General features: G+C 40.3%; 15 protein-coding genes. 8 read left to right on the plus strand and 7 right to left on the minus strand.

Going from position 1 to position 12,876, the window contains the following annotated elements:
* Positions 1-6 precede the first annotated feature (6 nt).
* From lpxA to VM932_RS04025, 4 genes are read right to left on the minus strand one after another with little or no spacing between them, the layout of a single operon-like run.
* A complete protein-coding gene (lpxA, locus tag VM932_RS04010) occupies positions 7-792 on the minus strand; it encodes an acyl-ACP--UDP-N-acetylglucosamine O-acyltransferase (RefSeq protein ID WP_293163112.1) in 786 nt (261 codons plus the stop codon).
* The gene (locus VM932_RS04015; protein ID WP_163624739.1) at positions 793-2,205 is read right to left on the minus strand and encodes a bifunctional UDP-3-O-[3-hydroxymyristoyl] N-acetylglucosamine deacetylase/3-hydroxyacyl-ACP dehydratase; all 1,413 of its coding nucleotides are present in this window, start codon (positions 2,203-2,205) and stop codon (positions 793-795) included.
* Entirely contained in the window at positions 2,189-3,223 is a 1,035-nt protein-coding gene (gene lpxD, locus VM932_RS04020) for a UDP-3-O-(3-hydroxymyristoyl)glucosamine N-acyltransferase (RefSeq protein WP_326277280.1), read from the minus strand. The genes VM932_RS04015 and lpxD overlap by 17 nt, the downstream gene beginning before the upstream one ends.
* 23 nt (positions 3,224-3,246) lie before the next feature.
* A complete protein-coding gene (locus tag VM932_RS04025) occupies positions 3,247-4,470 on the minus strand; it encodes an HD domain-containing protein (RefSeq protein ID WP_326277281.1) in 1,224 nt (407 codons plus the stop codon).
* Positions 4,471-4,507: 37 nt separating this feature from the next.
* Between VM932_RS04025 and porX the strand changes: the two genes are divergently transcribed.
* The 6 genes from porX to VM932_RS04055 all read left to right on the plus strand — a co-directional run bounded on the left by porX (position 4,508) and on the right by VM932_RS04055 (position 9,045).
* A complete protein-coding gene (gene porX, locus VM932_RS04030) occupies positions 4,508-6,052 on the plus strand; it encodes a T9SS response regulator signal transducer PorX (protein WP_326277282.1) in 1,545 nt (514 codons plus the stop codon).
* A gap of 7 nt (positions 6,053-6,059) precedes the next feature.
* Positions 6,060-6,476, plus strand: a complete 417-nt coding sequence (gene tsaE / locus VM932_RS04035) for a tRNA (adenosine(37)-N6)-threonylcarbamoyltransferase complex ATPase subunit type 1 TsaE (protein ID WP_326277283.1) — start codon at positions 6,060-6,062, stop codon at positions 6,474-6,476.
* A 174-nt stretch (positions 6,477-6,650) separates the two neighbouring features.
* A complete protein-coding gene (locus VM932_RS04040) occupies positions 6,651-6,785 on the plus strand; it encodes a hypothetical protein (RefSeq protein ID WP_326277284.1) in 135 nt (44 codons plus the stop codon).
* A 90-nt stretch (positions 6,786-6,875) separates the two neighbouring features.
* Positions 6,876-7,421: a hypothetical protein gene (locus VM932_RS04045; protein ID WP_326277285.1), complete on the plus strand. Its 546-nt coding sequence runs from the start codon at positions 6,876-6,878 to the stop codon at positions 7,419-7,421.
* 44 nt (positions 7,422-7,465) lie between these two features.
* Positions 7,466-8,665 (plus strand): alanine dehydrogenase, encoded by a 1,200-nt coding sequence (locus VM932_RS04050; RefSeq protein ID WP_326277286.1) that lies wholly within the window; start codon positions 7,466-7,468, stop codon positions 8,663-8,665.
* 5 nt (positions 8,666-8,670) lie between these two features.
* Positions 8,671-9,045, plus strand: a complete 375-nt coding sequence (locus tag VM932_RS04055) for a DUF4258 domain-containing protein (protein ID WP_326277287.1) — start codon at positions 8,671-8,673, stop codon at positions 9,043-9,045.
* Here VM932_RS04055 and VM932_RS04060 read toward each other — a convergent pair.
* Positions 9,042-10,214 carry a proline dehydrogenase family protein gene (locus tag VM932_RS04060; protein WP_326277288.1) on the minus strand — a complete coding sequence of 391 codons (1,173 nt, stop codon included), beginning with the start codon at positions 10,212-10,214 and terminating at the stop codon, positions 9,042-9,044. The two genes, VM932_RS04055 and VM932_RS04060, sit on opposite strands and share 4 nt — an antisense overlap.
* Positions 10,215-10,305: 91 nt before the next feature.
* Here VM932_RS04060 and aroB point away from each other — a divergent pair, with 91 nt between their 5' ends.
* Both aroB and VM932_RS04070 read left to right on the plus strand, forming a co-directional pair.
* Entirely contained in the window at positions 10,306-11,361 is a 1,056-nt protein-coding gene (aroB, locus tag VM932_RS04065; protein ID WP_326277289.1) for a 3-dehydroquinate synthase, read from the plus strand.
* A gap of 94 nt (positions 11,362-11,455) precedes the next feature.
* Complete coding sequence (locus tag VM932_RS04070; protein ID WP_326277290.1) at positions 11,456-11,782, plus strand: hypothetical protein; 327 nt, start codon at positions 11,456-11,458, stop codon at positions 11,780-11,782.
* Between the two features lies 1 nt (position 11,783).
* Here VM932_RS04070 and VM932_RS04075 read toward each other — a convergent pair whose 3' ends face one another.
* Both VM932_RS04075 and VM932_RS04080 read right to left on the minus strand, forming a co-directional pair.
* Complete coding sequence (locus VM932_RS04075; RefSeq protein WP_326277291.1) at positions 11,784-12,302, minus strand: DinB family protein; 519 nt, start codon at positions 12,300-12,302, stop codon at positions 11,784-11,786.
* 16 nt (positions 12,303-12,318) lie between these two features.
* Entirely contained in the window at positions 12,319-12,798 is a 480-nt protein-coding gene (locus tag VM932_RS04080; protein WP_293163054.1) for an Lrp/AsnC family transcriptional regulator, read from the minus strand.
* Positions 12,799-12,876 lie beyond the last annotated feature (78 nt).

A 12,876-nucleotide genomic window follows, 5' to 3' on the forward strand; every position in this document is an offset into this window, starting at 1 on the left:
AAATTTTTAATTTGAACTGAAATAACCTTTCATTATCCCTCGTTGCGAATCTCTTATAAACTGAAGAATTTCATCTCTTTCTGGAGTTGCTTCCATCTCAGCCTCAATAATGGATGCCGCTTGGGAATTGTTATAGTTTTGTTGATATAGTAATCTGTAAATATTTTGAATCTCGCGAATCTTGTCAGATTCAAAACCTCTCCTTCGCAATCCAATGGAATTGATACCTACATAAGAAAGTGGTTCTCTGGCCGCTTTTACATACGGGGGCACATCCTTACGGACCAATGATCCACCCGTTACAAAGGCATGGTTGCCTATGGAAACAAACTGATGTACGGCAACCATTCCCGCCAAAACTACATTTTGACCTATGGTAACATGTCCCGCCAAAGTTGAATTGTTACTAAAAATGCAGCCATCGCCAACAAAACAATCGTGTGCTACGTGGCAATAGGCCATGATCAAACAATCATTCCCGATAACCGTTTTCATTCGGTCGGAAGTTCCTTTGTTTATGGTGGCACACTCCCTGATTGTGGTATTGTCCCCAATTACAACGGTGGTATCCTCTCCTTGGTATTTTAAATCTTGGGGCATAGCGGAGATTACGGCACCTGGAAAAATGCTGCAATTTTTTCCGATTCTGGCCCCCTCCATTATGGTAACGTTGGAACCAATCCACGTCCCCTCCCCAATGGTTACATTATTATGTATGGTGGTAAAGGGTTCAATTACCACATTTTTGGCAATTTTGGCCCCGGGGTGTACATATGCTAATGGTTGGTTCATCTACGAATCTGTATTTTTTGTTTTTACGATCTGGGCCATCAATTCGGCTTCGGACACCAATTTACCATTGGCATAAGCATAGGCCTGCATGTGACAGATACCTCTACGGATGGGAGAAATCAAATCGCATTTAAATATTAAAGTATCTCCCGGTACCACTTGTTGTTTAAACTTTACCTTGTCAATCTTCATGAAGAACGTTAGGTAGTTTTCTGGGTCTGGAACGGTGCTCAAAACAAGTATTCCGCCAGTTTGAGCCATCGCCTCTACTTGCAAAACCCCTGGCATTACTGGAGCTCCGGGGAAGTGACCGACAAAAAACGGTTCGTTCATCGTCACATTCTTAACTCCGACCACATGGGTGTCGGACAGTTCCAAAATCTTATCAACCAACAAAAACGGTGGTCGGTGAGGCAATCTCTCCATAATTTGATTCACGTTGAGCAAAGGCTCTTGATTCAAATCATAGCTGGGAACTTTGTTTCTTTTTTCTATTTTAATGATTTTGGATAACTTTTTTGCGAACTGTGTGTTCACAAAATGGCCAGGTTTGTTTGCGATTACCTTACCCCTGATCCGGGTGCCTGTCAAGGCCAAATCCCCAATCACGTCCAACAGCTTGTGCCGAGCCGCTTCATTTGGATGGTGCAGGGTAAGATTATCTAAAATACCGTTCGGCTTTACGGATAGTTTTTCTTTGTTGAAGGCCTTCTCCAATTTCTTCATTGTGGATTCCGATATCTCCTTGTCCACATAAACAATGGCATTATTGAGATCACCTCCCTTGATCAGGCCATTTTCCAGTAACATTTCCAGTTCATGAAGAAAACTAAAGGTACGTGAGTCTGCTATTTGCTCTTTAAAATCGGACATTTTTTCCAAAGTGGCATTTTGTGTGCCCAAAACCTTGGTTCCAAAATCCACCATTGTAGTTACTTGGTATTCGTTCGCAGGAATTACGGTAATTTCGCTTCCTGTGGCTTCATCTCTATATGAAATAACATCTTTTACCACAAATTCCTCACGCTCCTCCTCTTGCTCCACTATACCTGCTTCTTCCAGCGCCTCAACAAAAAATTTGGAGGAACCGTCCATGATGGGAGGCTCCGGGGCATCCAATTCAATTAGGACGTTGTCGATATCCAAACCGACCAGGGCTGCAAGCACATGCTCCGAGGTGTGGATTTTAACGCCATTCTTTTCCAGATTGGTGCCACGCTGGGTATTTACCACATAATTGGCATCGGCTTCAATTATGGGTTCCCCTTCCAAATCAATTCTTTTAAATGCATAGCCATGGTTCTCATCGGCAGGAAGAAAACTCATGGTTACATTTTCGCCCGTATGTAGCCCTACACCTTGTAGCGTTACTTTTTTAGCTATGGTGCGTTGTTTGTTACTTGGTTTGCTCACCTTCAACTTTTTTTTCTATGTTGGAGATTTGATTTGCCAATTTCGGCAAATTCTTAAAGTGTACATATGATTTGTTGAAGTCTCCATAGTTCAATGCTGGTGACCCTTGGAGGACTTCGTCATCTTTTACGTTTCTTCCGATTCCGGATTGGGCCTGAATGCGCACCCTATCACCAATGATGATGTGGCCCACAATGCCCACTTGACCGCCAATTAAACAGTTTTTTCCTATTTTGGTGGAACCTGCCACCCCGGTTTGGGCGGCAATGGCGGTATTTTCGCCAATTTCTACATTATGTGCTATCTGGATTTGATTATCCAGTTTCACACCTTTTCTCAAAATAGTGGATCCTAAAGTGGCGCGGTCTATAGTGGTTCCCGCACCTACATCCACATTATCTTCAATTATTACGTTGCCAGTCTGCGGTACTTTGCTGTATTCTCCATTTGAGTTTGGTGTAAAACCAAACCCATCTGCCCCAATGATTGCACCACCATGGATAACACAATTGTTACCTATAATGGTTTCTGAATAGATCTTGGCCCCGGCAAAAACAATAACATTATCGCCAATAACCACATTGTCGCCCACATAAGCATTGGGATATATTTTAACGTTATCCCCGATTTTAACATTATCTCCCAAATAGGCAAAAGCACCCAAGTAAAAACCTTCGCCGTAGTTTGCACTTTCGGAAATGTAACAAGGGTTTTCAACCCCTATCTTGTTGTTTTTGACTTGATTGTAGTACTCCAATAATTTGGAAAAGGATTTATAGGCATCATCTACCTTAATAAGTGTGGTAGAAATCTCCTGCTCTGGAATAAAATCCTTGTTTACTATGGTTATCGATGCCTTGGTGGAATAGATGTACGATGTATATTTTGGGTTGGCCAAAAAGGTCAAAGACCCTTTTTCACCGTCTTCTATCTTTGACAATTTATGGACAGCGATTTGAGGATTTCCCTCAACTTCCCCTTCTAAGATTCCGGCAATTTGGGTAGCTGTAAATTTCATTGGTGCAAAAGTAACAAAATTTGTTAAACGGCTTTCTTTGGATAACAGCTGTAATATTTGGTGACGGTTTTGGCCAATGCTTTTAGGCTAAGCTGGTCCGACTCCTTTAAAACATCCGAAATTTTCCCGTTCTTTTTTAAAATTTGAATAGCCTCATCCTTACTATATGCTTTATTGGATATTTCTCCTTGAAACACAAAATTGGAAGCTTCTTCAACGGAAAGATCATGCTTTTCTATGATCCAATCCAACTTTTCGTTCATTTTTTCAGGAGTCATGGGTCTCTTTTTTATTTTAACGTGCAAAAGTCTTCTGTCCAAAATCATCTTGCACAGTTTGGAAAGCACAAAATCATCATGGAATTGCCAATTTTTCAAAGCACCCAGAACATCAATATCGTCCAGTTCCGAAAAAGTCTCCAGAACCTCTTTATTAAATGCCTGTGCCCTATTGTTCTTCAGAAAAAACAATAATGGCCGGCTTCCCATTAAATCTTCCCCTCTTAGCAACAGCAGTCTTGCCCGCTGCATAATCCGAATCAACAATTGCTCGGCCACCAATCCTGTTTTGTGCAAGTAAACTTGCCAATACATAAACCTACGGGCCATCAAAAATTTTTCCACGGCATAAATGGCCTTCTCCTCTACCACTAAATTTCCGTTGACTACGTTTAACATGGAGATGAGCCGTTCCGAATTGATGTTCCCCTCGGTAACCCCAGAGTAAAAACTATCACGTTTCAGGTAATCTAACCGGTCCATATCCAACTGACTGGATACCAGTTGATTTAAGAACGGCTTGGGGTAATCCCCCTTAAATATAGAAATGGCGATATCGAGTTGTCCTTCAAACTCCTTGTTCAGTTCCATCATAAATCTCAAGGAAATCTGTTCGTGGCTTATTTCTTTTGCCACAAAACCTTCCAATGCATGGGAAAATGGGCCATGTCCAATATCGTGCAGCAAAATGGCACACAATAACCCTTTCTCCTCCTCTTCTGTAATCTCAACATTCTTTAATTTTAAAACCTGAATGGCCTTGGTCATTAAATGCATGCTACCCAGCGCATGGTGGAACCTGGTATGGTGGGCCCCGGGATATACCAAATAAGATAGCCCCATTTGGGATATTCGCCTCAATCTTTGAAAGTAAGGGTGCGAAATCAGACTAAAAATTAGTTCGTTGGGAGTTCCAATAAAACCGTAAATTGGATCGTTGAAAACATGAAGCTTATTGGTTTTTACCAAAGTTTTTTGTTTTAATTCCCACAAAGATAACTACTATATGAACAAGATAACAATTCTTTGGGTCGATGATGAAATAGACCTATTAAAACCTCACATATTATTTTTAGAGAGCAAAGGCTACAAAGTGGTTACCAGCCAAAGTGGCCAAGACGCCATTGAAGAGATCAAGGAAACTTTTTTTGATATTGTTTTCCTCGATGAAAACATGCCAGGGCTTTCTGGTTTGGAAACCTTGACAGAAATAAAAAAATACGATGGTTCCATCCCCGTGGTGATGATCACCAAAAGCGAGGAGGAATATATAATGGACGAAGCCATTGGTTCCAAAATTGCCGATTACCTTATTAAACCTGTAAACCCCAATCAAATTTTACTTTCCTTAAAAAAGAGTTTGGACAATTCCCGTTTGGTTTCTGAAAAAACCACCGCCAACTATCAACAGGAATTCCGAAAAATTGCCATGGACCTCTCTATGATCAATACACAGGAAGAGTGGGTGGACCTCTATAAAAAATTGATCTATTGGGAGCTGGAACTGGAGCAAATCGAAGACTCAGGTATGTTCGAGATATTGGAATCCCAGAAAACTGAGGCCAATTCGCAGTTTGGCAAGTTTGTGGACAAGAATTATAAAGGTTGGTTTAGGGATGGTGATGCCCCCATAATGTCCCACACTTTATTCAAAAATAAGATTCAGCCCGAATTGGAAGAGAGCAAAACCCTTTTGGTGGTGATCGATAATTTGCGGTACGATCAATGGTTGGCATTTGAGAAAACATTATCGGCATATTATAAAAAGAAGCAAGAGTGTGCCTACTTCAGCATTTTGCCAACGGCAACGCAATATGCCCGTAATGCACTCTTTTCTGGCCTGATGCCTTATGAAATGGAGAAAAGGTATCCTGATTGGTGGAAAAATGACACTGACGAAGGCGGAAAAAACCTCCACGAATCAGAATTTCTTGGAGAACAATTAAAAAGGCTTGGGCTTAGTCTGAATTGGGAATACCACAAAATAAGCAACCTTAAACAAGGTAAGCAACTGGCCCAAAACTTTAAATCCCAAAAAGATAATGATCTAACTGTTGTTGTCTATAATTTTGTGGATATGCTCTCCCATTCAAAAACAGAAATGGAGGTGGTTAAGGAGCTTGCCGCCAACGACAAGGCCTACCGGTCCCTTACCTTGAGCTGGTTTAAAAATTCGCCCTTGTTGGAAATTATCCAACAGGCCCAGGATTTGGGAATGAAGTTGATTTTGACCACGGACCACGGCACCATCAATGTAAAACAGCCGTCTAAGGTAATCGGTGATCGAGAAACCAGCTTGAACCTTCGCTATAAAACTGGGCGAAGTCTTACCTATCAGGACAAGGATGTGTTGGCCACCAAAAATCCGCAAGAAATTCACTTGCCGAACATCAATTTGAGCAGTAGTTACATTTTTGCCAAGAACGATCTCTTTTTTGCCTATCCGAACAACTATAATCATTATGTTGGTTATTATAGAAACACCTATCAACATGGAGGTGTTTCGTTAGAAGAAATGATAGTTCCTTTTGTAGTTTTGGATCCTAAATAAATCTATTTTGAAAAGAAATTTTGAACTGAGTGAAATCCGTGAGGTTGCCAAAGAGCTACTGGAAAAAGCACCGAACAAGGTGCTTTGTTTGTATGGTGATATGGGAGTTGGCAAGACTACTTTGGTAAAAGCCTTGGTAAAAGAACTTGGAGCGGTGGATGTGGCCAGCAGCCCCACCTTTGGTTTGGTGAACGAATACCATGATAATAAGGACACCCTTATAGCTTACCATTTTGATTTTTACAGACTAAATGATGAAATGGAAGCCTTGGACATGGGCTTGGAAGATTATTTGAATTCGGGTGTTTGGTTGTTTATCGAGTGGCCAAATAAAATCTCGTCTTTGCTTCCAGAGGATGCTGTGGGGGTATTCTTGCACTTTGTCGAGGAAAGCACACGTTCAATCGAGTTAAATATTTCTTAAGAAACCATCTAGGTATCTTCATCGTAATTATTGTTTAGAGCAAGCTTATTTCGATAAAGCGTATGTTTTTTTCGTTTAAAAACCAATTTTACCGACAAAAAGCATGGTGGGCTGAAATATTTTCCTACATTTGTTCTGAAATGAATTCATTTATTAACCAAAAACTCTTTTACGATGAACACTAAAAAAGTTTTTTTTGGATTGCTAGCTGTTGCATTTTTGGCAATGACCGCTGTTTCGACAAGCGTTGTTAAAATTGACAAAGATCAAACAGTAAGCATTGAAAAGTCTAAAATCGTTAAAGTTTAGACGGACTTTTAATCCACAAGCAACAATCCCTTTTTTCGAAAAGGGATTTTTTTTTACAATAATCTTGGGTTTTTTGAGTTTACAAAAGTAATGAGCAAAAAGTCTACCATAAAAAAGCGCTTTGTTATAGAGGGATTCATAGCTTTATTCATAGCTATTTCTCCCCTAATTTTTTATAGTTACAAGTATTTACCGCAAGAAGCTGTTTCTTGGACCTTTTTAGGGATTACATTTACTGAGAATAATTTCGGAGATGTGAGTACAGCAATTTATTTTTATCTAACCAAAGTGGTTCCCTTGTTTCTGTTAATCATATGGTTTATAACGTCAAAGGATTGGTGGTACCATGCCATATTGATTCCGATTGCCATGTACAGTTTTCAATTGTTCACTGTATTGAATTACTCCAATAGTAAACGAATAGACGAAAACGAAATTTTATATGTGATTGCCGTTACCATGGTTATAGTGCCTATAGTTTATTTTATTAGGGTAAAACTGGTTGACAAGCACGTACATGGTATTGACTTGGAGGCCATGGATACCGAACTTCAAATACTCAAGGAAAAAGAAGAATTGCGTAAAGAACGCGAGAAACTGGAACAGCGTCAAAAGACTGCTTCAAAAAAAATGTAAATTTGTTTTAATACCTGGCGGTATTATGAATAGATTTACCGTTTATGAGCCAAGCGTCATCTCCATTTAGCAAACAACAATTGCTCCCCCAAGAAGAAACCTTAGAGGTTGTAAAACAAAAGGGAGAACTTTTTATAGGCATTCCAAAAGAAAACCAGTATCAAGAAAAGCGGGTATGCCTTACCCCGGACGCAGTTAACGCCATTACGGCACACGGACATCGGGTATTGGTGGAATCCGGAGCTGGAGAGGGTGCCAATTTTTCGGATCTGGACTATACAAATGCAGGGGCGGAAATTACAAGGGATACCAAAAAAGTGTTCTCCTGCCCCTTAATTTTAAAAGTGGAGCCCCCCACCCTTTCGGAAATAGATATATTAAATCCACAGACCATCATTATTTCTGCCTTGCAGATCAAGACCCAGAACAAGGAGTATTTTGAGATCATGGCCAAAAAACGACTGACGGCTATCGCTTTTGAATACATTCGGGATGATGATGGAAATTATCCAGCCGTTCGGTCGTTGAGCGAGATTGCAGGAATTTCCTCCATTTTAATTGCCTCGGAATTGATGGCAAACCCCAGTACGGGCAACGGATTAATGTTTGGAAATATTAGCGGAGTACCTCCCGTTGAAGTGGTCATTATTGGAGCCGGAACCGTAGGTGAGTTTGCGGCCAGGTCTGCCTTAGGGCTTGGGGCCAATGTAAAGGTTTTTGATAATTCCATCAGTAAGCTCAGAAACCTGCAAACCAACCTTAACCAAACATTGTACACCTCTACGGTGCAACCCAAAAATTTGATCAAGTCCTTAAAACGTTGCGATGTTGCCATTGGAGCCACCCGCGGAAAGGACCGTTCTCCCGTAGTCGTGTCCAGTTCCATGGTGGAGAACATGAAAAAAGGAGCGGTAATCATTGATGTGAGCATTGACATGGGCGGTTGTTTTGAAACCTCCGAAGTGACCACACACAGAAAACCCACTTTTGAGAAATATGGGGTGGTCCATTATGGTGTTCCCAATATTCCATCGAGGTACCCGAGAACATCGTCTATTTCCATAAGTAATATTTTTACGCCCTATTTATTAAAAATTGGCGAGGAGGGCGGTCTGGAACATTCACTTCGGTTTGATAAAGGCTTGCGCAACGGACTTTACATGTACCACGGTATATTGACCAACAAATCTGTGGGCGATTGGTTCGGCTTGAGTTATAACGATATTAATTTTCTTATTTTTTAATGTAGATGGCATTTTTGAAACGATTGGGATGGTACCTAGTGGGACTGTCCATAGGATTGATTTTTTTGGTTTTTATTTTGAAGAAAAAATCGGGTGAAGAGGGGTTGGATTTCTGCTACTTCCCTAATTGCAGGGTACTCAAGGATATGCGCTCCAAACCGTTGACTTTCTCCGAATCCCTGCCCGAGCAATATCGAGACACTTTGCTGATCCAGTCCTTTTTAGAGGTTGGAGACGTGGATTTTGGTAAAAGTGACACCAAATCCGAACCGTGCAAGACGTATTTTATCTCACATGAATACAATGGTGAAGAGTTGGAATTAAAGGCCAAGAGTTGTGAGGAGGAAGTTACTGTTGAAAAAGTAGAACATCTAAATTAATCCCCCAACCTCCTACGCTTCCGCTCCTTGGTTATCAAAGCCAGTTCCCTTGAGGTTTGCCCAGCGACCGAAGTATTCTCCTCTGCCCTTCTGATTAGGTAGGGCATTACATCCCTGACAGGACCATACGGAACATATTTTACAGCATTATAGCCATGGGCGGCCAAATTATAGGTGATATGGTCGCTCATACCAAACAATTGACCAAACCAAATCCGTTCGTCGTTGGTAGGCACACCCTGCTTTTCCATCAAATCAATTAGTTTGAGGGTACTTTGCTCATTATGGGTGCCGGCGAAAATGGTAAATTGGTTTAAATGCTCCATCATGTATGTAATGGAGGCATCAAAGTTTTCGTCTGTTTCTTGTTTGGACTTGCAAATCGGGCTTTCGTAGCCCTTGTCGTTCGCTCGGTCGTTCTCCTTCTCCATATAGGCTCCCCGCACCACTTTGGCGCCTATCTTAAACCCTTCATCAGAAGCCAGCCCATAGAGTTTTTTAATGTAATCCATTCGGTCCCAACGGTACATTTGAAAGGTATTGAAAACGATAGTTTTTTCCTTGTTGTATTTGCGCATCATATCAAGGACCAAATCATCTGCGGCATCTTGCATCCAACTTTCCTCGGCGTCTATCAACAACGCAACATCCAGTTTGTGTGCTTTTTGACAAACTTTTTCGAATCGGTTCACTATTCTTCCCCATTCCGCTTTTTCATCTTCATTCAATTCGCTTTGTGTAGAAATTTTTTCGAACAATTTAAAGCGGCCAAATCCTGTGGGCTTAAAAACTGCAAAGGGCATCGCATCTTTTTCCTTCACAAAATCCAGAATATCCAAGGTCTTTTCCATGGCAAAATCAAATTGATTGTCCACCTCTTTGCCCTCGGCCGAATAATCCAAAATAGAACAGACCCCATTGCCATACATATTATCAATAATAGGGAGACAATCTTCCTCGTTCACCCCACCACAAAAATGGTCGAACACGGTAGCCCTGATCAACCCCTCAACAGGTAAATGGGCCTTAATGGCAAAATTGGTCACAGCGGTTCCAATACGAACCAAAGGTTCGTTGGAAATCAATTTAAAAAGGAAATAGGCTCGCTCCAGCTGGGAGTCCGACTTAAGCTCAAAAGCTATTGCAGTATTCTCAAAATTAGGTCGCATTCTTTGATATCCATTAAAGATTCAAAGATAAGTAGGCAAATTAGAACCATTTATATAAAAATAGTCTTTATTTAGCAGTGAAATTTAAATTATGGAATCGGTTAAATCACAGTCTTACGAGGTACATATTGGCGAATTGGCAAAAGCTGCTCTTAACCAGCACATTGCTAAAAGTAGTTACTCCAAAATATTTGTTTTGGTGGATGAAAACACCAAGGAGCATTGCTTGCCTTTTTTTAAAAAAATGTTTGACGGCTCTGTTGATTTTATCTTGGAAATCCGATCAGGGGAAGAAAACAAACATATTCATACCTGTTTGCAACTTTGGGAAGATCTTTCCAATTTGGATGGTGACCGAAAAAGCCTACTGATCAATCTTGGTGGCGGGGTGCTTACCGATATGGGAGGCTTTGTGGCTTCTACTTTTAAGCGGGGGATTGATTTTATAAATATCCCCACTACTCTACTTTCTATGGTAGATGCGTCCATCGGTGGCAAAACAGGTGTTGATTTGGGATCCTTAAAAAACCAGATAGGTGTGATCAACCAACCCCAAATGGTGCTGATTTTTCCAGAATTTTTAAAGACCCTAGACCCACGTCAGGTAAAAAGTGGATATGCAGAGATGCTGAAACACGGGCTTATAATGGATAAAGCGTACTGGAACAGTTTAGCTGAAAAAAGTAATTTTACAGATGCTGCATGCATTCAAAAATCCATTGCCCTTAAAAATGAGGTTGTTCTTCAAGACCCTACCGAAAAAGGGTTGCGTAAAATCTTAAATTTTGGACACACCTTGGGGCACGCCATTGAATCGTATTGTTTGGACAATCATGACAAGAAAACCTTGTTGCACGGTGAAGCCATTGCGGCAGGAATGATTTTGGAGGGGTATTTGTCGCACGAGCTCCAGGGACTTTCCAAATTATCGTTGGATGAAATCAAAAAAATATTTTTGACCCATTTTGAGAAAGTGGACTTTACCGATGACGATATTGATGCCATTCTTCAATTACTTAAATACGATAAAAAGAATTCTCATGGGAACGTAAATTTTGTATTGCTACATTCCATCGGTAAAGCCGTTACGGATATTAAAGTTCCCGAAGAATTATTCCAAAAAGCTTTTGCTTACTACAAGGAATAAACACTTCGCATACTTATTTTTTTCGTTTACAACTCTTTGGGTCCACCAAATTCAAAAATCCCTAGTTTAGGAATACATTTAAAAACCAACCCTTATGAAACGGATTTTGATAGACTACAAAAAGCTGGACAACAAGGTAGTAGCCATATTGATTGATTCTTATCCTGATGGTTATGGTGATGACGATGTTATTACCATTAAAAAACCAAATGGGGAGGTCATAGAGGCCGTGGAAGTAAAAACGGCAGATATCATCTACTTGGTAAAAATCAGCAAGAGCCTTTCCAACTTCATTTCAAATTTTGAAGAGACCATTGAAAAGGAACTTGACAAAGAATTGGTGGTTTCTGATTTTGAAGACGACTCGTTTGAAGGCTTGGAACCTACTTCAGATGATTTGGAAAGCGAAGACCAATATTGATTTAGGCCAAATAGCGTTCCTTTATAATCCGAATATGGTGTGCTTGATGTCCGCTTATGATAAAGCCCAGTGCCCGCACACTCATTTTGGACCCACTGGCCACTCCAACCCTTTTAATCGTTTTTTCGTCAAAGGAATTAAAAAGAAAAATTGTGGAATCCCTAACCGCTTTATATTCCTCCATCAAGTTTTTTGGGGATCTTTTATCGGCGTTGGAATACGGTACATAAGTATCTTGGTCAAACCCTGGTAGTGGGGTTTTATCGTTTCTTGCAATACAAAGTGCACGGTATTGGAATATTCGCTCCGTGTCTATAACATGCACTAATACTTCCGCTAAGGACCATTTGTCCCCTGCATAAGCATAATTAAGTTTTTCTTCTGGGGTTTGTTGCAGTAAGGTCAAAAAATCGTCCTTTCCCTTTCTTAGTTCTTTCATTAAATCTACATTTCCCAGTGCCATAATATAGGTCTGGTAAAATGGATTGTATTCCGAAGAGGGCAGGTCCGAAAGCACCATAATATGTATAATGGAATTATAACTCGTTGAAAATAGTGTGCATTAAACGTCTTTTATCGTTAATGCTCTCTTCCAAAGAAATCATGGTCTCAGTTCTGCTGATACCTTCGATATCATCTATCTTAAAAATAATATTTTTGGCATGTGTAGTATCTCTGGCCCTTATTTTACAAAAAATATTGAATTTGCCTGTTGTTATATGGGCCACGGTAACGTATGGTATTTGGCTCAACCTTTCCAGCACAAATTTTGTCTGGTGTGTTTTTTCCAAGAATATACCAACATAGGCGATAAAGGAATAACCCAATTTGACATAGTCCAGCGTAAGGGAAGAACCTTTAATAATCCCGGATTCCTCCATTTTTTTGACACGGACATGAACCGTACCTGCGGAAATCAACAATTTTTTTGCGATGTCCGTAAAAGGTGTACGAGTATTATCGATTAACATATCCAGTATCTGGTGATCTATCTCGTCAAGTTTTACTTTGGTCATTACATTGAATTTTGCAGCAAAAATAGTTAAAAAAGGAAATTTACGTAATAAAAATGGTTCTTTTTTAAATAATATGCA

Source organism: Flagellimonas halotolerans (assembly GCF_035818535.1).
Classification (GTDB): Bacteria; Bacteroidota; Bacteroidia; order Flavobacteriales; family Flavobacteriaceae; genus Flagellimonas; species Flagellimonas halotolerans.

Coding starts and splice junctions, on each gene's coding strand:
- aroB (WP_326277289.1), top strand. CDS start 10,306: ATGGAATCGGTTAAATCACAGTCTTACGAGGTACATATTGGCGAATTG.
- lpxA (WP_293163112.1), bottom strand. CDS start 792: ATGAACCAACCATTAGCATATGTACACCCCGGGGCCAAAATTGCCAAA.
- VM932_RS04040 (WP_326277284.1), top strand. CDS start 6,651: ATGAACACTAAAAAAGTTTTTTTTGGATTGCTAGCTGTTGCATTTTTG.
- VM932_RS04050 (WP_326277286.1), top strand. CDS start 7,466: ATGAGCCAAGCGTCATCTCCATTTAGCAAACAACAATTGCTCCCCCAA.
- VM932_RS04080 (WP_293163054.1), bottom strand. CDS start 12,798: ATGACCAAAGTAAAACTTGACGAGATAGATCACCAGATACTGGATATG.
- VM932_RS04045 (WP_326277285.1), top strand. CDS start 6,876: ATGAGCAAAAAGTCTACCATAAAAAAGCGCTTTGTTATAGAGGGATTC.
- lpxD (WP_326277280.1), bottom strand. CDS start 3,223: ATGAAATTTACAGCTACCCAAATTGCCGGAATCTTAGAAGGGGAAGTT.
- VM932_RS04070 (WP_326277290.1), top strand. CDS start 11,456: ATGAAACGGATTTTGATAGACTACAAAAAGCTGGACAACAAGGTAGTA.
- VM932_RS04055 (WP_326277287.1), top strand. CDS start 8,671: ATGGCATTTTTGAAACGATTGGGATGGTACCTAGTGGGACTGTCCATA.
- VM932_RS04060 (WP_326277288.1), bottom strand. CDS start 10,214: ATGCGACCTAATTTTGAGAATACTGCAATAGCTTTTGAGCTTAAGTCG.
- porX (WP_326277282.1), top strand. CDS start 4,508: ATGAACAAGATAACAATTCTTTGGGTCGATGATGAAATAGACCTATTA.
- VM932_RS04075 (WP_326277291.1), bottom strand. CDS start 12,302: ATGGTGCTTTCGGACCTGCCCTCTTCGGAATACAATCCATTTTACCAG.